This is a genomic window from Pedobacter gandavensis, from assembly GCF_014172405.1.
Taxonomy (GTDB): Bacteria; Bacteroidota; Bacteroidia; order Sphingobacteriales; family Sphingobacteriaceae; genus Pedobacter; species Pedobacter gandavensis.
Genome location: NZ_WNXC01000004.1, coordinates 345,299 through 371,021, shown reverse-complemented (window position 1 = coordinate 371,021; position 25,723 = coordinate 345,299). Strand labels below are relative to the sequence as shown.

Here is a 25,723-nt window from a genome sequence, read left to right as displayed (position 1 = left end):
TACATCTTTCGAACTCAATATCACTGATAAATAGAAAATCTACACATGAAGTTTCAGCTTGTATCAGACTATAAACCAACCGGAGATCAACCCAATGCGATTAAGCAACTGGTTGATGGCGTAAATAGCGAAGAGAATTATCAGACCCTTTTGGGCGTAACAGGATCAGGTAAAACTTTTACTATTGCGAATGTGATCGAACAAACTCAAAAGCCAACGTTAATTTTAAGTCACAATAAGACACTGGCTGCGCAACTTTACGGGGAGTTTAAACAGTTTTTTCCTGAAAATGCCGTAAATTACTTTGTTTCCTATTACGATTATTATCAGCCTGAGGCATTTATGCCCAGTACAAATACCTATATAGAAAAAGACCTGAGTATAAATGAAGAAATAGAAAAACTCAGATTACGAACTACCTCCGCCTTAATGTCGGGTCGTAGAGATGTGATCGTAGTTTCCTCCATTTCTTGCATTTACGGTATGGGAAATCCAGAAGATTTTTCGAGATCAGTATTCCGTTTTTCAGTGGGAACCAAAATCTCCAGAAACAGTTTTTTACACAGTCTGGTGGAAATCTTATACGCCAGAACGACTACCGAATTTAAGCGGGGAACATTCCGGGTAAAAGGAGATACCGTAGACATCTTCCCAGCTTACCTGGATGAAGCTTACCGCGTTTCTTTTTTTGGTGATGATATTGAAGAGCTGAGCTTGATTGATCCGGTAACTGGAAAAACATTGGATAAAATGGAAGATATGGCCGTTTATCCTGCCAATCTTTTCGTAACGCCAAAAGATCGTTTTACATCCTCCATTTGGGGAATTCAGGAAGAATTGGAAATCCGTAAAACACAATTGATTTCTGATGGGCACATGCTGGAAGCAAAAAGACTCGAGGAAAGAGTTACTTTCGACATAGAAATGATGAAAGAACTCGGCTACTGTTCAGGAATTGAGAACTATTCGAGATTCTTTGATGGACGTTCTCCAGGAATGAGGCCCTTCTGTTTGCTGGATTATTTTGCAGATGATTACCTGATGGTGATTGATGAAAGCCATGTCACCGTTCCGCAAATCCGTGCCATGTATGGTGGTGATAGGTCGCGTAAGATGTCACTGGTAGAATATGGCTTCCGTTTGCCATCCGCATTGGATAACAGGCCGCTAAATTTTGATGAATTTGAAAACCTTGCGCCCCAAACTATATATGTAAGTGCTACCCCCGCAGATTATGAACTGCAGAAAACTGATGGGGTAGTGATTGAACAGGTTATTCGTCCTACGGGACTATTGGATCCACTGATTCAAGTTAAACCTGCCGTTAATCAAGTCGATGATTTACTCGATGAGATTGATAAAACCATAAAAATGGGAGACCGTATTCTGGTAACTACCCTGACCAAAAGAATGGCGGAAGAGCTTACCAAATATATGGACCGCCTAAACATCAAATGCCGTTACATCCACTCTGAAGTCAAAACTTTGGAAAGGGTAGAAATCCTTCGCGGACTTCGACTCGGTGAATTTGATGTGTTGATTGGAATCAACTTACTAAGGGAAGGGTTGGATTTACCCGAAGTTTCCTTAGTTGCGATTTTGGATGCCGATAAGGAAGGTTTCCTGCGTTCCGATCGGGCCCTAATCCAAACCATCGGAAGGGCTGCACGTAATGATAGGGGGAGAGTGATCATGTATGCCGATCGAATTACGGACTCTATGGAAAGAACGATCAGTGAGACCAATAGACGTCGCGAACGTCAAATTGCCTATAACTTGGAACATGGCATCACCCCTAAAACAGTAGGAAAAAGCAGAGAAGCGATCCTGGAGCAAACCTCTGTATTGGACTTCTCTGGAAACGCTACAAGAGCAAAAGCATATGTCGAAGTGGATGAAGTAAGTATGGCCGCAGATCCAATTGTTCAGTTTATGACCAAAGCGGAAATGCAGAAATCTATTGATAAAACACGTAAAGATATGGCCAAAGCAGCCAAAGAAATGGACTTCCTGATGGCTGCACGATTGCGTGATGAGATGTTTGCCATGGAAAAAGTATTTGAAGAAAGATTTAGTAAATCAGCAACAGCTGATCAATTGAAATAACAATGGACGGAAAAAATAGAAAAGACATATATCCAGGATTGGAAGTAGAAATTATCCTTAAAAAGGACCAAAGAACAGGAAAATTAACCAGAGGGATTGTAGCCAATCTGCTCACTTCATCCGCTTTCCATTCCAGAGGAATAAAGGTGCGTTTGGAAGATGGTCAGGTAGGTCGTGTGGCCGAAATTGTAGAAGATTAAGCCGCTTATTGTAATGAAAAAGCAATAATCTACGGAATTTTGTAATAATGAAATTCTAATTCCGTCTATATTTGTAAATATTAATTTAACACAATGGCATTTTTAAAATTTATTGTAGTCACTTTTTTAGTACTATATCTCCTGCGCTTAATCTTGCGCCTGATATTCCCTATGGTATTGAAAAGTATGTTTAGCAAGGTACAGCGTCAAGCTGAAAACCAAGCCAGACAAGCTCAAGGCCAGGCCAGACAGCAAGACAGCAAGCCTGAGGGCGCGATTACTATCGATTATATGCCGCCTCAAACAAAAGGTGGTAAAACAGATAAACTGGGTGATTTCGTAGATTACGAAGAGGTGAAATAAAGTATTTTATTCTAATCCATAAATTTCCTTCCTAATCTGTATCAATTTTATATTTTTGGGGTTAGTTTAAATCTTAAACAAACCTTAATGAATAATTGGTTAAAAGCGAATGGCATCCACCTGGCCATCATTGGATTTTTTGTGATCATCTGTTTTGTCTATTTCAGTCCTGTAATGCAAGGAAAAGCCCCTGCACAAAGTGACGTCATCCAGGCAAAAGCTACTGCTAAAGAAATTATGGATTATAAGGCTAAAGATGGCAAAGGCCCTCTTTGGACGAATCAAATGTTTGGCGGTATGCCTGCCTATCAGATTTGGGTGCAACACCCAATGAATGTAGGAACATATGTGATCTCGACAATTAAAGCCGTTTTCCCTGATCCTGTAGACGCAGTTTTATTGTACCTGGTTGGTGCATATCTACTATTTTGTGTACTTCGGGTAAACCCATGGCTAGCCGCTGTAGGCGCTATTGCTTTCGCCTTTACCTCCTATAATTTTATTATTATCGCCGCCGGACATAGCAATAAGGCTTTAGCCATTGCTTTTATTGCGCCAATTATTGCAGGTGTAATCCTCACATTAAGAGGACGATATTGGTTGGGAGGAAGCTTAACCGCTCTATTCATGGCGCTGGAAATCAGAGCCAACCATATCCAGATGACTTATTATCTGATGATCGCATTATTGATTTTCATCGGTATCGAAATTTATCATGCCGTTAAAGAGAAGAAATTAGCGGCGTTCGGTAAGTCAATGACGTTCTTAGGCATCGCCTTAGTGGTTTCACTCATGGTAAATGCAGGTAAACTATGGACGACTTATGAATACGGATTAGAGTCTAACCGTGGAAAATCTAACATCACCACAGATAAATCTGAAGAAAAGAATGGCTTATCAAAAGAATATGCTTACGGATGGAGCCAAGGAGTAGGAGAAAGTTTCACCTTCCTGATTCCTAACCTTTATGGTGGTGCAACAAGCATTGACCAGATGGTGAAACCGGAAAGTCATACTTATAAAGCATTACAAGGAATTACCGGTGGAGACCCTACTCAGGCAATCCAACAATTGGCAGGACAAATTGGTCTGCAACAATATTGGGGCGAAAAACCTGGTACTTCAGGTCCTTATTACTTCGGTGCTATCGTATGTTTCCTTTTTGTATTCGGTTTATTAATCGTTAAAAGCAGACTGAAATGGTGGATCGTGGGTACTACAGTGCTCTTCATGCTACTATCTTTCGGTAAGAATGCACCGTTCGTGTCCGATCTATTCTTCGAATACTTCCCGATGTACAACAAATTTAGAGCAGTAGAATCTATTCTTGCCCTGGTTGGATTGTTGGTGCCAATATTGGCTGTTCTTGCGATTAAAGAAGCTCAAGAAGGAAGTTACGACCAAAAAACATTGACTAAAAAGCTAACCATTGCCGCTGCAATTACCGGCGGTTTTGCATTGCTAGTTGCGATTATGCCTACCGCTTTCTTTAGCTTCACTTCTTCTTCGCATCCTCAAATGCTACAGGCATTGACTCAAATGTTGGAGAATAACCGTGGCGTAGCAGAAAGCATCACCAATGCTTTAATTCAGGATCGTGCAGATATCGCACGGGCCGATGCTTTACGCTCGTTAATATTGATCCTGATCGGTTATGCACTGGTGTGGGCTTTCATCAATAAAAAGCTGAACGCACAAACGACGATAATTATCTTAGGTTTAGTAATCTTGACTGACCTTTGGCAGGTAGATCGTCGTTATTTAAACAATAACAATTTCGCAAGTAAAAGCGATTTAACTAACCATTTTCAACCTCGTGATGTAGATACATTTATCATGGCAGATAAAGACCCTAACTTTAGGGTACTTGATTTGACCATTTCTACTTTCTCTGATGCGAGTGCTTCACAGTTCCATAAAACAATTGGAGGTTATCACGCTGCTAAATTGAAACGTTATCAGGAGTTGATTGATAATCAGCTGACAAAGAGCGTAAATCAGGATGTGTTGGATATGTTGAATACAAAATATATCATCACACAAGATCCGAAAAATGGTTCGTATAAAATGCAACGCAACCCAACGGCTGCGGGTAATGCCTGGATCGTTCAGAATGTGCAATATGCACAAAATGCTGACGAAGAGATGAAAGCCATCAGTAGCTTCGATCCTAAGAAAGAGGCGATTGTGGATATTAAATACAAACCTTTAATTGATACTAAACGTTTGGGTGCAGATCCTTCTGCCTCGATTAAATTAGATAGCTATCATCCAGATCACCTGGTTTATTCTTACAGTGCGCCAAGAGATATCATCGCTGTATTCTCCGAAATCTACTACGATAAAGGATGGAATATGTATGTAGATGGGGTTAAAAAGCCTTATTTCAGAGCAGATTACGTATTACGTGCAGCACAGTTAGAGGCAGGAAATCATAAAGTGGAATTTAAGTTTGAGCCGGTTTCTTACTATATGGGCGAGAACATCTCTTTAGTAGGGTCAATCTTACTAATTGCTGGTTTAGGTTTCGCTTTCTACTCAGAAAATAAAAAGAAAAAAGCAGCTTAACGCTTTTAAAATGTATATGAGGCCCGATGTTGAAAAGCATCGGGCCTTTTTTATGCTTGTTCTTTTGCAGATTATCATAGATAATGATTTCTTAACAGTCTCTTCATCTTGGTGTTGCATTTTTGTATCATAAACTGTTAAACCTATGCAGGAACTATTGTTGATCATTTGTTTAGTCGTTGGGATTGCTTTCTTTTTCAGTCCTTACGATCTCTGGTTGGAGGAAGATGATGTCTAAAAGAGCAGTGGATATCGTGGTCATCTCCGACGTTCATCTTGGAACGTATGGCTGTCACGCTAAAGAACTCTTGAAATACCTGAAAAGTATCAAACCAAAGCAGATTATCCTCAATGGCGATATCATTGATATCTGGCAATTTAGCAAACGCTATTGGCCAGAAACACACATGAAAGTACTGCGGAAGCTCATGAAATTTGTGGTGGAAGGCGTTCCTGTCTATTACCTGACTGGCAACCATGATGAGCTGTTAAGGAAGTTTGCGGATATGCACTTGGGTGCTTTTCACCTGCAGAATAAACTTGTTTTGGAGCTTGACGGTAAGAAAGCATGGTTCTTCCATGGCGATATTTTCGATGTCACCATGCAACATTCGAAATGGTTGGCCAAACTCGGCGCCGTTGGTTACGATTCCCTGATTCTTATCAATAGTTTCGCCAATTGGTTCCTGGAATTTTTTGGAAGGGAGAAAATGAGCTTCTCAAAAAAAATTAAAGCAGCCTTTAAAGATGCCGTTAAATTCATCAATAGCTTCGAAAGTACAGCTGCCGAACTGGCCATACAAAACGGTTATCAATATGTGGTATGCGGACATATTCATCAGCCGGAAATGAAGATCATTTCCAGCGAAGAAGGAGAAGTATTATACTTAAACAGTGGAGATTGGGTAGAAAACCTGACCGCATTGGAATACTCCGAAAAAGAATGGAAGATCTTTAAATATGATCCGAAAGATTTTGAAGAAGAAGAACTGGAGGAAGGCGAATTGTCCGACAGTGAAGATCTCCACAGCAAACTGGATATCAATGTCCTGCTCCAAAAGATTAAATTAGAAATTGTCTAAAGCGTAAAAATTGTAGATATTCGGTGCGGATGAAAATACTATACGCTATTCAGGGTACAGGAAATGGACATATTAGCAGAGCAAGGGAAATCGTTCCACTATTGCAGCAATATGGCGATGTAGATTTACTGATCAGTGGTACTCAAGCAGATGTTCAATTGGTGCAAAAGGTGAAATATCAGCTGCATGGATTCAGTTTTGTTTTTGGTAAAAAGGGTGGAGTAAATCATTATGAAACCTGGAAATCTATGAATCTCCCTCGTTTTTTAAAAGACATGAAGACCATTCCTTTGAAAGAATACAACCTGATTCTGAATGATTTTGAGCCGGTAACGGCATGGGCTTGTCGGTTGCAAGGGGTGGAAAGCGTTGGCTTAAGTCACCAAGCCTCTTTTCAATCTAAAAAAGTTCCTAAACCTAAAAGTATCGACTGGGCACAGTTGGTGATGAAATATTACGCACCAGCAAGTCATTATGTAGGGTTTCATTTTGAACGCTACGACGATTTTATTTATACACCAGTTATCCGTGCAGAAATCCGAAACATGAAGGTCAGTAACCTTGGCCATTATACCGTTTACCTGCCTGCAATTGACGATAAATATTTGGTGCCTATCTTGAAACAGATTCCCCAAGTGAAATGGCAGGTGTTTTCCAAGCATACCAGACTTAGCTATATTGATGGTAACGTAGAAGTTAGTCCGATTAATAACGAGTTGTTCAATAAAAGTTTGGCCTCTTGTACAGGATTATTTACCGGAGGTGGTTTTGAAGGTCCCGCAGAAGCTTTGTTCCTGGGAAAAAAATTACTGGTTGCTCCGATGAAATTTCAATACGAGCAGCAGTGTAATGCTTTCGCTTTGAAGAAATTCGGACTGCCAGTGATCTGGGCTAGCAATAGGAATTGGCTACCCATCATCAAAGACTGGGTACAACGACCTCAGGAACATCAGTTCCATTTCCCAGACGAAACCGCTGCGGTTATTGAGAAAGTAGTAAAGGATTTTGCCAGATAAATTGCTTTACTTTGCCCTAATATACAGGCATGATCAATCAATTTAGAAATTTAAACCCTATTAACCTGCTCCTGTTATTCGCATATACTTTTTTTATGCGTATGGCGATTTTTGCAGACCCGCCAGAACACCTGAATTTTGAATTCCTGGAACCTTATACTAAGTTCTTTATTCAGATTCCGGTTCAAAATACTTTTTCACCAATTGGTAATGCATTTTTTGCAGCCATTATCATTTATATCCAGGCGATTTTATTCAATAGGGTAGTGAATAACCATGGTTTGTTGAATAAACCAAATTTCTTACCTGCGCTGATGTATGTGACTGCTGCAGGTTTATTCATGCCCTTTTTGGTCTTAAGCCCAACGTTGATCTGTAACTTTTTGTTGATCTGGATTATGGATAAATTGCTGAAAGTCGGCAAGTCTCCAAATGCTTTAATGATCATGTTTGATATCGGAATGCTCATTGCGATCGGTACGCTCATCTATTTTCCTTTCATTGTCATGTTGGCTATGATCTGGTTTACGCTACTTTTATACCGTTCTTTTAACGGGAAAGAGTGGATTGCAGGTCTGGTAGGCTTTCTAACAATATTTTTCTTTGTCTGGGTATTCTATTATTGGAATGATAGTCTTTCCATGTTTTATAAAATCTGGCTGCCTTTAGGGAATAAATTTCCTTCCGTATTCAAGATCAATTACAATGATTATCTGGTATTAGTACCGGTATTGGTGATGATGGTTCTGGCGATTATTCAGTTGCGGGAGAATTTTTTTAGAAGTTTTATCAGCACTAGAAAAGCATTTCAGATGTTGTTTATCATGTTTGTGCTGGCCATCCTCAGCTTTTATACCAAGCCGGATTTCAGGCTTTATCATTTCCTGCTTTGCGTACCACCGGGATCGGTGTTGCTAGCCTATTATTTTTCAAATGCGAAAAAGCGTTGGTTTTATGAGAGCTTATTCCTGATTTTGGTTTTGGCAATCCAGTACTTTTTGTTTGTTTAACTTTTTTTAACAATTTGAACCCTTGAAACTTGCTAAAGATTAATAGCTTTGTGGCATGAAGGTTGGAGTCGGAGCTCAATTATTAGAACAATTATTTGGTGCATAATCTGGTTATAGATATCGGTAATACAAATAGTAAGGTTGCTGTTTTTGACGACAGGACGATTCTTCATACTCAGGTATTTAAAACGCTTGATCCGGAAGTCTTGTTCGATTTGATTGCAAAATACCAGATCGATTATTCCATCATTTCCAGTGTAGGCCCCGAATTAGAAGAAGTGATCCAGGTGTTGAAAAATAAGACCGTTTACATTCCCTTTTCTACCGCAGTGAATACCGGAATAAAGAATTTTTACCAAACTTTAGCTACCCTGGGACTGGATCGATGGGCAAAAATCATTGCTGCTAATCATTACCACCAAGGGGAGAATTGTTTCATCATAGACGCAGGAACTTGTATTACCTACGACCTGCTGAACGCCAAAAGTGAATATTTTGGAGGTAGCATCAGTTTGGGAATAGATATGCGTTTTAAAGCATTAAACCATTATACCGGGCGTTTGCCATTGGTAGATTGGGATCGGGAAGAAGGGATAGTGCCGGATGGCACCGATACAACTACCGCCATTCAGAATGGAGTTTTACAAGGAGTAATTAATGAAGTGGAGGGCTTTATCGCTCAACAGAATAATAAAAATAAAGACCTTAGGGTACTGATCACAGGGGGTAATGGGGCTTTTTTGCTGAAACAATTAAAAAACAGCATCTTTGCGCCTCAAATTATTCACGATCCGTATCTGGTTATTAAAGGATTAAATGAAGTCATTGCTTTCGAATATGTACAAAAAAATTAATTATATAGCAGCGGTATTGGTATTGTTTACCGGAATTACTGCCCAGGCACAGATTACATCTCAATCTCCATATTCTAGATATGGCCTTGGAAATGTGAAACAATTAGTGCTTCCTCAATTAAGGGCAATGGGTGGGATTTCTGCCGGTGTGTATAAGCCGAATGGATACAGTAATATCAATATGCAAAATCCCGCTTCTTATGTGGGAATTTCCATGACTACCGCTGATATGGGAATATCTGGTACATTTAATAACTTAAGCCAGGGCAATCTTTCAGAAAAAAGCTTTAACGGCTCTTTAAGTCATATCGCATTTGCATTCCCTGTGGTACAAGGAAAAACAGGACTGAGCTTTGGCTTGATGCCATTTACCCAAGTAGGTTATGATTATAAAACAAGCAGCACATTAGATACCGTAAATGCCATCAGTACATTTACCGGACAGGGTGGTTTGTCGAAAGCTTATTTAGGGATAGGTCAGGCAATTGGTGATAACTTCAGAATCGGTGCTAACGTAGAGTATATCTTTGGGGATCTGCAAAATACAAGCACCTATGAATTGCAACGATTGAATGCCGTTTATTCAAGAGAACAAGATAAAAACAGTGTAGGTGGCGTAAGTTTCTCTTATGGTGCACAATATGAGATTAAATTAGGTAGTAAAAAGAGAATCACTTTAGGGTACTCTGGATCAGCGTCTTCCAATATCAACTCTACAAGAACTTTTATTGCTTCGCAATTTGTTAGGGCAGCTGACGGCGAAGATTCTGGAGTTTCAGATACTCTTTCTATCGTGAATGGTGCAAAAACAAAATTAAAACTTCCATTAACACATAATTTCGGCTTTACTATCCAAAAGGACAATAAATGGATGTTCGGTGCCGATTATAGAATGGGTGGTTGGAAAAAACTAACGATTGCGGGTGTGAATCAGGGATTACAAGACAGCTGGGGAGTTTCTGCCGGTGGTCAATACACCCCGGATATCTCTTCGATCAATAACTATTTTGCCCGTGTAGATTACCGTTTAGGTTATACTTACGACAAAACCTACATTCAAAAAGGTGGTCAGGACATTAAACAGCAAGCCGTTACTTTCGGTTTAGGTTTACCAATGTCTTCCAGCAGATACTCAATTTATAAGATGAATGTCACTGCTGAAGTTGGACAAAGAGGTACCCTGTCAAATGGTTTAGTAAAGGAAAATTATGTTAACGTCCACCTGGCGTTCACACTTAACGATACCTGGTTCATTAAAAACAAGCTTTATTAAGCAGCGAATGAAATCCTTAGGCATCACCACTGGTCTGGCTGTACTTTGCTTATTCCAGCTTTGCTTGAGTTCCTGCGGGGATGACGACTTGAAAAAAGCCGCTCCCCTGGCTAAAAATGAACTGATCAAGAATCGGGACCGTACCATCGGTGTAGAAATCATTTATAGTGATTCCGCTGTGGTGAAAGCAAAAGGTACGGCACCCATCATGGACAAGATTACTCCTAAAAATGGTGCCACCTATCAGGAGATGCCAGAAGGAGTAAAAATCAATTTCCTAAATGATAGCTTGAAGGTCAAAGGCTCCATCGTTTCCGATTATGCCATCTCCAAAGACGTAGAAAAAATTATCATCTTTAAGCGGAATGTTGTGGTCGTAGATGAACAAATGACCTTCAATACCGAAGAACTTACCTGGGATCAAAACAAGCATATGTTTTACTCGCCAAAAGGCGTGATCACGAAACCTGATGGCACGGTAATCAATGCCGTAAATTTCAGCGCCAAGCAGGATTTTAGCGTTTTTAACTTCGAACAAGGCTTCGGAGAGACTTACGTTGACAAAAATTTCGGCGAATAATCTGCCCTTTTAAAAGCCCATATTTCCTTAATTTTTAAATACTTAATCAAAAACAATTTTATATTTTCTTTTTTTAGCAAAAGTTGTATCTTGCGACCTCTTAAAAAAGAATTATAAATAAGGATATTATGGGATTAATGACATTTTTGCGGAATCGCGCAGGGTACATTTTGATCGGTGCCATCGGTTTTGCAATTGTTGCATTTTTAGTTGGTGATGCAGTTAACGTAGGTAAGCCTTTCTGGGCGGAATCTCAAAAGGTTGTCGGATCGATTGACGGTGAAGATATTAGCATTGATACTTTTGGTCCTAAAGTAGACCAGAGTTTAGCGCAGTTTAAACAACAATATGGTGGCTCAGGAAATGCCCAAATGCAGGCAATGGCTGTAGACAACGTATGGAACGGTGAAATTGCAACTGTTCTTTTAGGTAAAGAGTATAGCCGTCTTGGTTTGACGGTATCTGGTGATGAATTATTTGATTTATTGCAAGGTAGTAACCCAAGCCCACTGATCGTTCAGTACTTTGGTAACCCTCAGACTGGTCAGGTAAACCGTGCTGAAGTAATCGCTTCTCTTAAGCAACAAGCAAAAAACCCTCAGTTGAAACAACAATGGGATATGTTGCAAGCAGAAATCGAAAAACAAGCTTTACAACAAAAATATACGAACCTGGTTCGTAATTCAGTATATGTTACCACACTGGAAGCAAATGACGAATATATCAACCGTAATAAATTGGCGAACTTCAAATATGTAGCCCTTGATTATGCTGGTATCCCTGATGCAAGTGTGAAATTAACAGAATCAGATTACTCTGATTATTACAATGCCAATAAAGCGCGCTTTGAAAGCCCTGCAGAAACTCGTTCATTCGAGTACGTAACTTTCAGCGTTAACCCAACAAAAGACGATTCTGTTGCGGTAAGAACTCAGGTAGAGAAATTAGCCGCAGATTTCAAAACTGCTGCCAATGATTCTTTATTCGCTGCATTAAATTCAGATGTTAAAGTTCCTTATACCTATATCACAAAAGGTAAATTAGATCCAGCACTAGATTCAGTAGTTTTTAATCTTCCTGCAGGTAGCTATTATGGCCCTAAATTCTCTGGTAACTCTTATAAATTGGTAAAAGTTGTTGATACTCGTTTCTCTCCAGATTCAGTAAAAGCAAGTCATATCTTAATCGATCCAGCTAAATTAGGTGGTGTTGATAAAGCCATCAAATTAGCAGATTCGTTAAAAGGATTGATTCAAGGTGGTGCGAACTTCGCAACATTGGCTAAACAATACAGTGTTGATGGTTCAAAAGATAAAGGTGGTGACCTTGGTACTTTCAGCCGCGGACAAATGGTTCCAGAATTTGAGAACGCTGCCTTCAATGGTAAACCAGGTGATCTTAAAGTGGTAACTTCTCAGTTCGGTGTTCATTTGATCAAAGTAGAGAAACAAGTAGGTAATTCGAAAGTTGCTAAATTGGCTTACATCGAGAAAAACCTTTCTCCAAGTAATAAAACTAAAGATGCAGCTTACAAAAAAGCTAGTGGTTTCCTAGCCGAAGTGAAAGAAAATAACTTCAGCGAGTTGGCACAGAAAAAAGGTTACACTGTTGGCGTAGCCGATAAAGTAACTTCTTCTCAAGGTTTCGCTCCAGGTTTAGACAATCCTCGTCAGTTGATCCGCGATGCATATGCTGCTGATAAAGGTGATATCCTAAAAGAAATTTACCAAATGGATAACGCTTTTGTTGTTGCCCGCGTAACCGGTGTAAATCCTAAAGGTACGCTACCATTAGAAGCGGTTAAAAAAGAAATCGAGCCATTGGTTCGTAATGCTGTAAAAGCAAAACTATTGACAGAAAAAGCAAATGCAGCTGTAACAGGTGCAGGAAATATTGATCAGGTAGCACAGAAATTAGGTAAACCGGTAAACCCAGTTCAAAATATCGTGTTTGCTAACCCAATCATCCCAGGTGGTGGACAGGAAAATAAATTGGTAGGTTCCGTATTCGGTTCTCAACCAGCTAAAGTTTCTAAACCAGTAGATGGTGAGCGTGGTGTTTATGTATTCTCAGTAGATAATTTCATCAATCCAGCGCCTTTAGCGAATACCTACAAACAAAAAGAAGCAATGATGCAAGCAATTGCACAACGTTCTTTAGGTTCAGCTTTCCAGGCATTGCAGGATAAAGCCAAGATAAAAGACAATAGAGTGAAATTCTATTAATCTTATTTTACGTAATTTTGTAACCGGAAGTATTTTTGCTTCCGGTTTTTTTATTTTATAAGCATGGACATTCAAGAAAACTTCGTTAATAAAGTAGCTGCAAGTGGCTTGATCACCTTCAACCTGGAAGAATACTACCATTCTGGCGAAAGGGTGGTTTATGATATCAAAGAAAATCTCTTTCATGGCCTGATGTTGAGAGAGAAAGATTTTAGAGAGTTTATTAAAACCCACGACTGGGCCAGTTATACCGGGAAAAATATCGCAGTGATCTGTAGTGCAGATGCAATCGTCCCTACATGGGCCTATATGCTATTAGCCAATAAATTAAAACCTTATGCCAATGAAGTGGTATTTGGAAGTTTGGAAACGCTGGAATCGGTATTGTTTACCAAGGCCCTGGCTAAAATAGACCTGAATGCCTTCGCAGATGAACGTGTAGTAATCAAAGGTTGCGCAGATATCGATGTGCCTATCTCTGCCTATGTGGAGATTACAAGCCTGCTAACGCCGGTGGTGAAAAGTATCATGTATGGTGAACCTTGCTCTACTGTGCCGATTTATAAGCGAAAGGATTAAGTTTGGAGTGTTTTTTGATTAAACCCTGATATGAAGAAATCATTATTGATCATCATTATTGTATTGTTAAGCTTCAGGGGTATGGCTCAAGAGCTTCCTTTTGTGAAAGAACCTGTTTTTCAAGTGGGGGAAGTGCTGAAATATAAACTCAGATATGGCTTCATTACCGCCGCTGAAGGCACACTAAAAGTGTTGGATTCTGATCTGAAGTTTGATGGTAAACCGACTTACCGTTTATCTGTAGATGGCGAAACCTCTGGTTCCTTCGATATTTTTTATAAGATAAGAGACCATTATGATTCGTATATCGATCAGGTAAACCTTAAACCTTATTTCTATCAGGAGAAGATTCGTGAAGGAAGCTATCGCAGAGAAGATAAAGCCAGGTTTTTTCAGAATGAACAAAAGGTAGTCGCCACAAAAGGGACTTTTAAAACGCCTGATAAACAAACATTTGACCTGGTATCTACCTATTATTTTGCCAGAAGCCTGGACATCACTAAGCTGAATCCTGGTGATGAGGTTAAGTTGAACTACTTTTTAGGCGACGAAATCAATCAGTTGCAAATACAGTTTGTTGGCCGAGAAGTCGTGAAAACAAAGATGGGCAAGATAAGGTGTTTAAAATTTAGTCCTTCTATTAAGCCAGGAAGGATCTTTAGAAAAGATAGTAAATTATACCTGTGGATTACAGATGATGGAAACAGGGTGCCTGTAAAGGCGCAAGTTGAGATCTTAGTGGGCGCAGTGACAATGGAAATTAAATCAGCCGAAGGATTGAAGTATCCTTTAGCGATCGTAAAATAAATAAAATGATAGAAGTACAAAATACACTCGTTCACGAGGACCTGATCAGCGAAAGCTTCGTCTGTAACTTAAACAAGTGTAAAGGCATTTGCTGCGTCGAAGGTGATGCAGGTGCCCCTTTGGATGTCGCAGAAACCGCTATTCTTAAGGATATTTATCCTAAGATTAAACACCTGCTCGAAGAAAAAGGAATCCAGGCCATCGAAGAGCAGGGGACTTCAGTGGTGGATGCTGATGGTGACCTCACTACGCCTTGTGTAGATGGGAATAAAGAATGTGCCTATGTGACTTTCGAAAACGGAATTACTAAATGTGGTATTGAAAAAGGTTATGAATTAGGCCTGGTAGAATGGCAAAAACCGATTTCCTGCCATTTGTACCCGATCCGAATTACGCAATACCCGGAATTTGAAGTGTTAAACTACGATAGATGGCACATTTGTCATGATGCTTGTTCTTTCGGTAGGGAGCTAAAAGTACCAGTATATCAGTTTCTGAAAGGTCCGCTGATTAGAAAGTATGGTGCAGAATGGTATGCTGAACTGGAAAACAGTGTAGCGGAAAATAAAGAAGGCTAATTGGCCTTGAATTTTGTTGAAGATTGATCTAAACATATAATTACAAAAACCAAAACGAATTGAAAGGAATAATTTTAGCAGGAGGAAGCGGGACTAGACTGCATCCTCTAACTCTGGTAATGAGTAAGCAAATGATGCCGGTTTATGATAAGCCGATGATCTATTATCCACTGTCGACTTTAATGCTTGCAGGGATCAGGGAAATTCTGATCATTTCTACGCCACATGATTTACCGAACTTTAAAAAGTTATTAGGTGATGGTAAAGAGCTGGGTTGCGAATTCTCCTATGCAGAACAAGCTGTTCCTAATGGTTTAGCACAAGCATTTATAATCGGTGCAGATTTCATCGGTACAGACAAGGTAGCCTTGGTATTGGGAGATAATATCTTCTACGGTGATGGAATGTCAAACCTGTTACAAGCAAGCTCCGATCCTGATGGTGGGGTGGTATTTGCTTACCGTGTTTCTGATCCGGAGCGTTATGGTGTGGTAGAATTTGACGAGAATAACCACGCCATTTCTATTGAAGAGAAACCAGTAGCGCCTAAGTCAGATTATGCGGTCCCTGGACTTTATTTCTACGACAATAGTGTAGTGGAGATTGCCAAAAATATTCAGCCTTCTCCTCGCGGTGAGTATGAAATCACAGATGTGAATAAGGTCTATCTGGAGCAAAATAAACTGAAAGTTGGCGTGTTGAGTAGAGGTACAGCCTGGTTAGATACCGGAACTTTCGCTTCTCTAATGCAAGCCGGGCAGTTTGTTCAGGTTATAGAAGAACGTCAGGGATTGAAAATTGGATGTATCGAAGAGGTCGCTTACCGCATGGGCTTTATCGATAAAGAACAGTTACGTAAAGTAGCTACACCTTTAGTGAAAAGTGGTTATGGCGCGTATTTGTTGAAAATGATCAAGTAATTCCACAGCTGAAATCTATAAATTTAAGGCTAAAATGAAGGAATATTGATTTACAATATACTTTAGAATAAATAAGAAACCTGGCAATAGCCGGGTTTTTTTATGTCCATTATTGTCGCCAACGAGGTTAGGTAACATTTTTACTGTTGCCAAAATCGTTTAGTCTTTTGACAAATACATCAAGTTTTCTCGCTAACAAACTGCTTTCTTTGACTTTAGGTGCTTTTAGCTATCTTAACCGGCTAATACGCCTCCTGAAACCAAATAATAAATCAAATGACAAGTAAAAAGAAATCAGGGTTATTGCTACTCCTGCTCGTTTTATGTAGCAGTGTTAGTTTTTCGCAACATGATCCTAAAGCATTGAAAGCCTGGCAAGATCAGAAATATAGTATGTTCATCCATTATGGAATTTATTCTGTGTTAGCTGGGGTATGGGAAGGGAAAGAGATTAGCAAAGGTTTAAGCGAACAGATTCAGGCCCATGCAGGGATTTATAGCGATACTTATGCAGGAGTTGCTAAAAGGTTTAATCCTAAGGATTGGAATGCAGATTCCATCGTCTCTTTAGCCAAAAAAGCAGGTATGCGCTCTATTGTGATTACCTCCAAACATCATGATGGCTTCTGTATGTTCAAGACGGCAACAACTGATTTCAATGTGGTAGACGCAACACCTTTTAAAAGAGATATTTTGAAAGAACTTTCGGAAGCCTGTAAGCGTGGCGGACTGCGGTTCGGGTTATACTTTTCCCTGATCGATTGGCATTATCCGCAAGCATCGCCGATTTCGAGTAGCAATTCCGATTACATCACGCCGGAACATGTACAATACAACAAGAAACAAATCACAGAATTGCTGAGTAATTACGGTCCGATCTCCGAATTGTGGTTCGACATGGGTTCTCAAAATGCTGCTGAAAGTAAAGAGCTGAGAGATTTGGTTCATAAACTACAACCAGATTGTATGATTGGCAGCCGTATTGGGAATGATATGGGCGATTTCAATGTGATGGGCGATAACCAAGAGCCAGATTATGCGATTGGTGTACCTTGGCAGTCGCCAGCTTCTTTCTTCGATGATACCTGGGGCTATAGGTCATGGCAGGACAGAGGGAGTGAAGCCGATAAAACCAAAGAGAAATTAACGAGTCTGATTCGTGTAGTGAGTAGAGGTGGTAACTTTTTGTTGAATATCGGTCCGAAAGGAGAGGGCTCGGTAGTCGGCTTTGAAAAGGATGTTTTACTCAACATCGGAAAATGGCTAGATAAAAACGGAGAAGCAATTTATGGTACAGATGCAGATCCTTTTCATATTGCTTTCAAATGGGGCAGCTTAACTTCAAAACCAAATAAACTTTATTTACAGGTGATGAGTCATCCAGAAAATGGACAGATCATGTTGCCTGGGCTCAAAGGAAAGATTAAAAGTATAGGGGTATTGGGAGAGAAAATCCAAAAGATCAGCTTTAGCCAAAGCGATCAAGGGGTTAAAATCAATGTGCCATCTAGTATAAATCCAGATCAAGAGTTTAAGGTAATTGCGATTACTTTTGTAAATGGTTATACGGTACCTCCCGCCAATGTGATCCCAATGTCTGCAGCGGTTTTAAACCTAAATTCTCACAATGCTTTTAAACATTATAGCAGCTCTGGCGTAGATTATAATACCCGGTTCCAAAGCACAGTTAAAGAGTCCTGGACGGTAAAACCTTCGCAAACGGGAAATTATATCCCTGGAATTTATTATTCTACACAGGAAAAAGGAAAGTCTATAGATCTGGAACTGAATGGTAAAGTGATTCCGCTGTCTTTATCCGGAGGTAAAGCAGCCGCCATAAAACAGGTTGGAAGCCTGAACTGGGGCCCTATCTATTTGACCGATGCTCAGGAAACCGGAATTGAAGGTTTTCCAGGGGAGATAAAAGACATAGATCCAACACAAGCATGGGGCAAAAGAAGACCCTTAACCTGGACGAGGAAAGCCGATTGGAAAAACAATGAAAAGTATACCTTGGAGGCAGATCGGAGTACTGCAGTTTACCTGCTACAGGAAATTATCGCTACCGAAGACCAACCTTTCCTGGCCGGATTCACAAGTACCGATGGGGTAATGGTGGTACTCAATGGCGAGGTATTGGCAAAACACAATAATCCTTTCAAAGAAAATCAGTTAAATGATCTGATTTTACTGTCGCTAAAGAAAGGTAAGAACCAGTTACTAGTTAAGCTTTATAATGGTTATCAAAAAAAGATAGACCTTGGAATTCAGACCGGACAACCACAGGAATTATTCTATAAAGAACTTCCTGCTATTTCTTTTGAAAAGGGTAAATATTATCCCTTCAGCTGGCAGCTCCATAAACCGAATTCTCCACATAGTACGCTAGGATTGTCAAATGTTACCCTGGTTTTTACCAAAAACTAGCCAAAATCATTTAATGATATGATAATATCATAAAATAAAATGTAAGAGAATTCGCGTCCTTTGGGTAACCAAATAAACTAAACCAATGACTAAAAATAAATACCTGTTTCCGTTTATCATGATTACGTCCCTCTTTTTTATGTGGGGCTTCGTTCATAATCTAGATCCGATTTTAATTCCCCATCTGAAAAAGTCTTTCAGCCTTTCAACTCTGCAAGCTTCTTTGGTCGATTCAGCAGTATTTATTGCCTACTTCGTAATGGCTTTGCCTGCAGGTTTCCTAATGAAAAAGTTCGGGTATAAATCCGGAATCATCATGGGACTCCTTTTGTTCGCCTTAGGCTCTTTTTTATTCATTCCAGCAGCAAATATGCAATCTTATGTTTTCTTTTTGATTGCACTTTTCATCATTGCCTGCGGGTTAACCATTCTGGAAACAGCCGCAAATCCCTATGCTTCCTTACTAGGACCTGAGGAGACTTCCACCTTCCGTTTAAATTTTGCGCAATCGTTCAATGGTTTAGCGGCTACTTTAGCCCCTATTATCGGTGCTAAAATCATTATGACCAAGGGAAATACCGAAGAAGAATTGAATGCCATGACGGCCTCAGCCAGAGAAGTTGCCTTAGCTTCCGAAGCCTCCAGCGTGAAAATGCCATACCTGATTCTTGGTAGTATCATCCTGGTGATTGCCATTATCTTTGTCTTCCTGAAACTTCCTGAAATTAAAGAAACAGAACAAAAGAAAGGGGAAAAAACAGGGATCATTCATGCTTTAGCACATAAGCACCTCAGCTGGGCAGTAGTCACTCAGTTTTTCTATGTAGGCGCACAAGTATGCGTGTTCAGTCTTTTCATCTTATATGCCACTAAAGCGGCCGGAATTGATGAGCAGGAAGCGGCAAATTATGCTGGCGTTGGCGTAGGAATGGCCTTCATGATCGGTAGGTTCTTTGGAACATTCCTGATGAAGTTTATTGCCCCTCCAAAATTGCTGTCGATTTATGCGGCAATTTGTATCCTGCTATCCGCGGCAGCAATGACAGTTACCGGTATGATAGCCGTTTATGTCGTAATTGGTATCGCATTTTTTATGTCAATTATGTTTCCGTCGATTTTCTCGCTGGGCATCAGAGACCTGGGTAAAGACACAAAATTTGGAAGCAGCCTAATCATTATGTCTATCGTTGGTGGAGCCATTCTACCATTAGGAATGGGGCATATTGCAGACCTTACCCACAACATTCAACTTGGATATGTCGTTCCTTTAATATGTTTTGTAGTGGTATTCCTTTTTGGTATCAAAGGCCATAAAGTAGTTCCAATTAATGCAGCTAGTTCAAATTAAATTTATGAGTAAAAAGTACTATTTAACGCTGGATTTAAAAGCGGATGATCAATTGATCGCAGAATATGAAGCGATGCACAAGGCGGTATGGCCGGAAATTATAGAAAGTATCACCTCATCAGGTATCGAGGATATGGAGATCTATAGGGTAGGAAACCGCCTTTTTATGATCATGGAAGTAAATGACGACTTTAGCTTTGCGCAAAAAGATGCCATGGATGCCTCCAATGAAAAGGTACAGGAATGGGAAACACTGATGTGGAAGTATCAACAAGCTCTTCCAGGGGCTAAACCTGGAGAAAAATGGATGATGATGGATAAAATATTTCAATTATAAAGGTCGATGTCAGCAAGCAATAACAACAGTTTCTTACAAATCCATCCGGATGATAATGTGCTGGTAGCCCTACAGGATTTACCAAAAGGACAGACCATCGAATGGAACAACTCGCAAATTATCTTACAAGATGATATTCGCGCTAAACATAAATTCTTTATCCAGGATATGAAAGTGGATGATGAGGTTCTGATGTATGGTGTTCTAGTAGGCAAAGCAACCACTCCAATTTTAAAAGGTGGATTGATGACTACAGATAATATCCACCACGCTTCTCAGGACTATAGTTTCAGAGACGTCAATTATCAATGGGAAAAACCGGATGTTTCCAAATTTGTCAATCGTACTTTTAATGGTTACCATCGTAAAGACGGCAGAGTAGGCACCGCAAATTACTGGTTGTTTATTCCTACCGTTTTCTGTGAGAACAGAAACCTGGATGTAATTAAGGAATCTTTATACAACACCTTAGGTTATGCAGTAACCGATAAATACAGGTCTTTTACAGACCAATTACTGACTGCCTTCAATGAAGGTGCAGCATTAGAATCCTTCCAGCTTGACCATATTGCTTCCGCAGAACCTGTGAAAAACAGGGTGTTTAAAAATGTAGATGGCATCAAATTCCTGAATCATCAAGGCGGATGTGGTGGTACAAGACAAGATTCGGCTTTATTAAGCAATTTATTGGCTGCTTATGCAGACCACCCAAATGTTGCAGGGATCACGGTATTGAGCCTGGGTTGTCAGCATTTACAAACACAAGACTTGTTGAATGATGTTAAAAAGAGAAACCCTGCTTTCGATAAAAATATCCTGATCTTCGAACAACAACAAAGTCAGAGTGAAGAGCAATTGATTAAAGAAGCAATTCTGAAAACATTTGTGGGCCTAACAGAGATTAATAAGATGGAACGTGCACCAGCGCCATTAAGCGAATTGTGTGTAGGGGTGAAGTGTGGTGGTAGCGATGGCTTTAGCGGGATTTCTGCAAATCCTTCTGTCGGTTATACATCCGATTTACTGGTCGCATTGGGCGCTAAAGTCCTGCTGGCAGAATTCCCGGAATTGTGTGGCGCAGAGCAAAATATTATCGACAGATGTGTGGATAAAGCTACCGCAGATAAGTTTATTCGCCTGATGCAGGAGTATGATGCACAGGCACATGCCGTAGGCTCAGGGTTTCATATGAACCCTTCCCCAGGCAACATTAAAGATGGCTTGATTACCGATGCGATCAAAAGTACAGGTGCAGCAAAAAAAGCAGGTACTTCGCCAGTAGTCGATGTACTCGACTATACCGAGCCAGTAACCAAACCTGGATTAAGCCTGGTGTGTACGCCGGGAAATGATGTGGAAGCAACTACAGGAAAGGCCGCAAGTGGTGCTACTCTGATTTTGTTTACAACCGGTTTAGGGACACCAACGGGAAACCCGGTTTGTCCGGTGATAAAAATCGCCACCAATACAGCGCTGGCGACCAGAATGGGAGATATCATCGATATCGATACCGGTGCCATTATCCGCGGAGAGAAAACAATCGAAGAAATGGGTATAGAAATCCTGGAATATTGTATCAAAGCAGCAAGTGGTGAAATCACACCAAAAGCAGTATTATTGAATCAGGATGATTTTATCCCATGGAAAAGAGGCGTTTCATTATAAAATATTAGAATTTATCATCATATGTTTAGTTTAAAAGGAAAATCAGCAATTATTACAGGTGGAGGCAGTGGAATCGGAAAAGCAATTTCCATGCTCTTTGCTAAACAAGGGGCAAATGTGCACATCATTGAATTAAATGCGGAAGCCGCAGCAGTGGCAGTAGCAGAAATCCAGATCGCTGGTGGAAACGCTGAAGCGCATGGTTGCGATGTGAGTAACCAGGAAGCCGTAGTTGGTGTTTTTCAAAAGATCGGTGCAATTGATATCCTGGTGAATAACGCAGGTATTGCACATATCGGGAAAGCAGACACGACTTCTGAAGAGGATTTCACAAAAGTATTCAACGTAAATGTAAAAGGAGCATATAACTGTTTGTATGCAGGTATCCCGGCATTGAAAAAAAGCAGTTCTGCTGTGGTACTAAATATGGCCTCTATTGCCGCTGTAGTTGGGATTACAGATCGTTTCGCCTACTCAATGAGTAAAGGTGCAATCTTCGCAATGACGCTTTCTGTAGCGCGTGATTATATGGCAGATGGTATTCGTTGTAACAGTATTTCACCAGCGAGGGTACATACACCTTTCGTAGATGGATTCATCGCTAAGAATTACGCCGGACAAGAAGCAGAGATTTTTGAAAAGTTATCGAAAAGTCAGCCGGTAGGTCGTATGGGTAAACCAGAAGAAGTAGCCGCTTTAGCACTATATCTGTGCTCTGAAGAAGCTGGATTTATTACCGGTAATGATTACCCGCTTGATGGTGGTTTCATTAAATTGAATAATTAAAACGCCATACAGAAAATATGCCAATGCCCGACTCAGCTAATTTTATAAATTAGCGAAAGCAAGCAATAATAAAATTGAGTACACACAATATATAGATAAACAGCAATGAAATTAATCAGATGGGGAATGCCGGATCAGGAAAAGACCGGTGTAATTATAAACGATATTTGGTATGATACTTCTGCTTTCGGAGCAGATTATAATGAAGTGTTTTTTCAAAATGACGGCCTGACAAAGCTGGCTGATTTTGTAAAAGAAAATGAAGGTAAACTGCCTGTTATTCCTGCTGATACCCGCTTGGGATCTCCTGTAGCACGTCCTTCGAAAATTGTTTGTATCGGATTAAACTACGCAGATCATGCGAAAGAAACCAATGCACCAATGCCACCAGAGCCTGTGATTTTTATGAAATCTACAACTTCACTGACAGGCCCTAATGATAATATTACCATCCCTAAAAACTCTGTAAAGACGGATTGGGAAGTGGAATTAGCGATAGTAATCAGCAAAAAAGCTTCTTATGTAGACGAAGCTGATGCACTGGATTACGTAGCCGGTTATGTTTTACACAATGATGTGTCAGAACGTGAATTCCAACTGGAAAGAAATGGTACCTGGGATAAAGGAAAAGGTTGTGATACTTTCGCACCATTAGGCCCATTCCTTGCCACTCAGGATGAGATTGCTGATGTAAATAACCTTCGCCTGTGGCTTACCGTTAACGGTAAAAAAATGCAGGATGGTAATACCTCGAACTTTATTTTTAATATCCCTTTTGTGATTTCTTATGTAAGTCAGTTTATGACTTTACTGCCAGGGGATGTGATTTCTACAGGTACGCCTGCAGGTGTTGGCTTAGGCTTTAACCCTCCGGTATACTTGAAAGCGGGTGATGTTGTGGAGCTTGGTATTGATGGCCTTGGTACTTCAAAACAGCTGCTTGTAGACTATGTTAAAAATTGATTCACACCAACATTTTTGGAACTATGATGAGGTAAGGGACAGCTGGATCACGGACGATATGGACGTGCTTCGAGATGATTTTCTCCCACAACACCTCAAGTGTATTCTTGAGCATTATGGCTTCAATGGTTGCATCGTAGTACAGTCTGACCAAAGCCCGGAAGAAAACGATTTTCAATTGAATCATGCCGCTGCCCATCCCTTTATCAAAGGGGTGGTCGGCTGGGTAGACCTTCAAGTCGAAGATATCGATACTCAATTGCATAAATTGAGTAAAAATGAAAAGTTAAAAGGGTTCAGGCACATCCTTCAAGGGGAGCCTGATCCTGCTTTGATGTTGAAACCAGCCTTTTTAAATGGAATCAGTAAATTAAGTGCACACGGCTTTACCTACGATATTCTCATCTATCCCCATCAGCTGAAATATGCGGAAGAACTAGTCTCCATGTTTCCTGAGCAACAGTTTATCTTAAACCACCTCGCTAAACCAAATATTAAAGATGGACTGATCGAGGAATGGAAAGCGCAAATCATCGCTTTAGCAAAACATGAAAATGTAGCTTGTAAGGTGTCAGGGATGGTTACTGAAGCAGATTGGAAGAAATGGAAAGTGAAGGATTTTACACCCTATCTAGATGTAGTCTTCGAAGCTTTTGGCTCAAAAAGAGTGATGTATGGCTCCGATTGGCCAGTATGCCTGCTTGCCGCAGATTATGGAAGGGTAGTCAGCCTGATCGAAAACTATACCGAAAAACTCCCAAAAGAAGCTCAAGAAGACTTCTGGGGAAACAATGCAAAGAACTTTTATAACCTAAAATAAGCAGTCAATGGATTTGCAATTAAAAGATAAGGTAGTCATCGTAACCGGTGGAGCCAAAGGTATTGGCGAAGCAATTGTCAGAGTCCTGGCAAAAGAAGGTGCAATACCCGTAATCGTGGGAAGAAATGCAGTCGATAACCAAAAATTGGCAGATGATATTACTGCTGACGGGGGAAAGGTGTTTCAGTTGGTCGCCGAATTAACCAACCCGTCAGACAGTGAAACAGCAGTGAAAACCGTGCTGGATAAATATGGTAGAATTGACGGCCTGGTCAATAATGCAGGAGTAAATGATGGTGTCGGACTGGAAAGCGGAAACTATGAGCGCTTTGTAGAAAGTCTGCATAAAAATGTAGTACACTATTACCTGATGGCACATCATGCCCTACCAGCATTGAAAAAATCTAAAGGTGCAATTGTCAATATCGGTTCTAAAGTAGCTGATACAGGACAAGGGGGAACCTCCGCCTATGCTGCCGCAAATGGTGGTAGAAACGCGCTCACCAGAGAGTGGGCAGTGGAACTTTTGCCGTATGGGATCAGAGTGAACTCCCTGATCGTTGCAGAATGTTATACGCCACTTTACCAGACCTGGATCAATTCAATTCCAAATTCAGAAGAGAAATTAGCAGAAATTAAAGCGAAAATCCCTTTGGAGAATAGAATGACTACAGCGGAAGAGATTGCAAATACGACAGTGTTTTTGCTTTCTGAAGTGTCAAGTCATACGACTGGTCAACTGGTCTATGTCGATGGTGGTTATGTGCATTTGGACCGCTCAATTAGTCCAATTTAAAAAAAGAAAATCCTTCTCCTCCTCAAATGTTTTGAAGGAAACATTTGGATGTCGTCTAAGGACATTTCTTTTTTACTAATTGCCCACAGACCTCGCGAGTCCAATAAGTTTGTGGAGGGAAAAGGGAAAAGGGAAAAGGGAAAAGGGAAAAGGGAAAAGGAAAAGAGAGAAGAGAAGAGAAGAGAAGAGAAGAGAAGAGAAGAGAAGAGAAGAGAAGAGAAGAGAAGAGAAGCAATAAAAAAGGGAGAAATGAAGGGCAAAACGCCTTTTCTTTCTCCCTTCCTTTTTTTTGCATTTTCCAAAGAAAAATGAGTTTTGTAGGAAAAGACATAGGAAGTTTTGCCTTCTTCAAGGCAAAAGATTCCAGTCGCAGACTATAAACTCTTTTTTCTTCTATATCTTAAATGAACTCCATTAAAC

The 25,723-nt window shown here is 40.2% G+C and carries 24 protein-coding genes; all 24 read left to right on the top strand.

Annotation, left to right across the window (positions count from 1 at the left end):
- The first annotated feature begins 45 nt into the window (after positions 1-45).
- The 24 genes from uvrB (at position 46) to GM920_RS13660 (ending at position 25,615) form a co-directional block, all read left to right on the top strand.
- Positions 46-2,106 carry an excinuclease ABC subunit UvrB gene (gene uvrB / locus GM920_RS13775; protein WP_182958268.1) on the top strand — a complete coding sequence of 687 codons (2,061 nt, stop codon included), beginning with the start codon at positions 46-48 and terminating at the stop codon, positions 2,104-2,106.
- A gap of 2 nt (positions 2,107-2,108) precedes the next feature.
- Complete coding sequence (locus tag GM920_RS13770; RefSeq protein ID WP_182958266.1) at positions 2,109-2,306, top strand: YwbE family protein; 198 nt, start codon at positions 2,109-2,111, stop codon at positions 2,304-2,306.
- 93 nt (positions 2,307-2,399) lie between these two features.
- Positions 2,400-2,669: a DUF4834 family protein gene (locus GM920_RS13765; protein ID WP_182958264.1), complete on the top strand. Its 270-nt coding sequence runs from the start codon at positions 2,400-2,402 to the stop codon at positions 2,667-2,669.
- Between the two features lie 87 nt (positions 2,670-2,756).
- Positions 2,757-5,237, top strand: a complete 2,481-nt coding sequence (locus GM920_RS13760) for a glycosyltransferase family protein (RefSeq protein ID WP_182958262.1) — start codon at positions 2,757-2,759, stop codon at positions 5,235-5,237.
- 230 nt (positions 5,238-5,467) lie between these two features.
- A complete protein-coding gene (locus GM920_RS13755) occupies positions 5,468-6,319 on the top strand; it encodes a UDP-2,3-diacylglucosamine diphosphatase (protein ID WP_182958517.1) in 852 nt (283 codons plus the stop codon).
- 29 nt (positions 6,320-6,348) lie between these two features.
- Complete coding sequence (locus tag GM920_RS13750) at positions 6,349-7,335, top strand: glycosyltransferase family protein (RefSeq protein ID WP_182958260.1); 987 nt, start codon at positions 6,349-6,351, stop codon at positions 7,333-7,335.
- 29 nt (positions 7,336-7,364) lie between these two features.
- Positions 7,365-8,345, top strand: a complete 981-nt coding sequence (locus tag GM920_RS13745) for a DUF6427 family protein (RefSeq protein WP_182958259.1) — start codon at positions 7,365-7,367, stop codon at positions 8,343-8,345.
- A gap of 98 nt (positions 8,346-8,443) precedes the next feature.
- Positions 8,444-9,199 carry a type III pantothenate kinase gene (locus GM920_RS13740; protein WP_182958256.1) on the top strand — a complete coding sequence of 252 codons (756 nt, stop codon included), beginning with the start codon at positions 8,444-8,446 and terminating at the stop codon, positions 9,197-9,199.
- Positions 9,183-10,472, top strand: coding sequence for a porin family protein (locus GM920_RS13735; RefSeq protein WP_182958514.1), 1,290 nt, complete (start codon positions 9,183-9,185; stop codon positions 10,470-10,472). The genes GM920_RS13740 and GM920_RS13735 overlap by 17 nt, the downstream gene beginning before the upstream one ends.
- A gap of 7 nt (positions 10,473-10,479) precedes the next feature.
- Positions 10,480-11,052 carry an LPS export ABC transporter periplasmic protein LptC gene (gene lptC / locus GM920_RS13730; protein ID WP_182958253.1) on the top strand — a complete coding sequence of 191 codons (573 nt, stop codon included), beginning with the start codon at positions 10,480-10,482 and terminating at the stop codon, positions 11,050-11,052.
- A 128-nt stretch (positions 11,053-11,180) separates the two neighbouring features.
- Positions 11,181-13,277 carry a peptidylprolyl isomerase gene (locus tag GM920_RS13725; RefSeq protein WP_182958251.1) on the top strand — a complete coding sequence of 699 codons (2,097 nt, stop codon included), beginning with the start codon at positions 11,181-11,183 and terminating at the stop codon, positions 13,275-13,277.
- Between the two features lie 63 nt (positions 13,278-13,340).
- Positions 13,341-13,856: a DUF2480 family protein gene (locus GM920_RS13720; protein WP_182958248.1), complete on the top strand. Its 516-nt coding sequence runs from the start codon at positions 13,341-13,343 to the stop codon at positions 13,854-13,856.
- 30 nt (positions 13,857-13,886) lie between these two features.
- Positions 13,887-14,663 (top strand): DUF3108 domain-containing protein, encoded by a 777-nt coding sequence (locus tag GM920_RS13715; RefSeq protein WP_182958246.1) that lies wholly within the window; start codon positions 13,887-13,889, stop codon positions 14,661-14,663.
- 5 nt (positions 14,664-14,668) lie between these two features.
- Positions 14,669-15,241 carry a DUF3109 family protein gene (locus tag GM920_RS13710; RefSeq protein WP_182958243.1) on the top strand — a complete coding sequence of 191 codons (573 nt, stop codon included), beginning with the start codon at positions 14,669-14,671 and terminating at the stop codon, positions 15,239-15,241.
- Positions 15,242-15,300: 59 nt separating this feature from the next.
- Complete coding sequence (rfbA, locus tag GM920_RS13705) at positions 15,301-16,161, top strand: glucose-1-phosphate thymidylyltransferase RfbA (RefSeq protein WP_182958240.1); 861 nt, start codon at positions 15,301-15,303, stop codon at positions 16,159-16,161.
- Between the two features lie 276 nt (positions 16,162-16,437).
- Complete coding sequence (locus GM920_RS13700; protein ID WP_182958237.1) at positions 16,438-18,588, top strand: alpha-L-fucosidase; 2,151 nt, start codon at positions 16,438-16,440, stop codon at positions 18,586-18,588.
- 85 nt (positions 18,589-18,673) lie between these two features.
- Positions 18,674-19,936, top strand: a complete 1,263-nt coding sequence (gene fucP / locus GM920_RS13695) for an L-fucose:H+ symporter permease (RefSeq protein WP_182958235.1) — start codon at positions 18,674-18,676, stop codon at positions 19,934-19,936.
- A gap of 4 nt (positions 19,937-19,940) precedes the next feature.
- A complete protein-coding gene (locus GM920_RS13690) occupies positions 19,941-20,273 on the top strand; it encodes an L-rhamnose mutarotase (RefSeq protein ID WP_182958233.1) in 333 nt (110 codons plus the stop codon).
- A gap of 6 nt (positions 20,274-20,279) precedes the next feature.
- Positions 20,280-21,938 (top strand): UxaA family hydrolase, encoded by a 1,659-nt coding sequence (locus tag GM920_RS13685; protein WP_182958231.1) that lies wholly within the window; start codon positions 20,280-20,282, stop codon positions 21,936-21,938.
- A 21-nt stretch (positions 21,939-21,959) separates the two neighbouring features.
- Positions 21,960-22,724 (top strand): SDR family NAD(P)-dependent oxidoreductase, encoded by a 765-nt coding sequence (locus GM920_RS13680; RefSeq protein ID WP_182958229.1) that lies wholly within the window; start codon positions 21,960-21,962, stop codon positions 22,722-22,724.
- 105 nt (positions 22,725-22,829) lie between these two features.
- Entirely contained in the window at positions 22,830-23,687 is an 858-nt protein-coding gene (locus GM920_RS13675) for a fumarylacetoacetate hydrolase family protein (RefSeq protein WP_182958228.1), read from the top strand.
- Positions 23,674-24,507 (top strand): amidohydrolase family protein, encoded by an 834-nt coding sequence (locus GM920_RS13670; RefSeq protein ID WP_182958226.1) that lies wholly within the window; start codon positions 23,674-23,676, stop codon positions 24,505-24,507. Before GM920_RS13675 ends, GM920_RS13670 begins: the two co-directional genes overlap by 14 nt.
- 7 nt (positions 24,508-24,514) lie before the next feature.
- Positions 24,515-25,303 (top strand): SDR family oxidoreductase, encoded by a 789-nt coding sequence (locus tag GM920_RS13665; protein WP_182958225.1) that lies wholly within the window; start codon positions 24,515-24,517, stop codon positions 25,301-25,303.
- A 48-nt stretch (positions 25,304-25,351) separates the two neighbouring features.
- Positions 25,352-25,615, top strand: a complete 264-nt coding sequence (locus GM920_RS13660) for a hypothetical protein (RefSeq protein ID WP_182958224.1) — start codon at positions 25,352-25,354, stop codon at positions 25,613-25,615.
- The last annotated feature ends 108 nt before the right edge of the window (positions 25,616-25,723 follow it).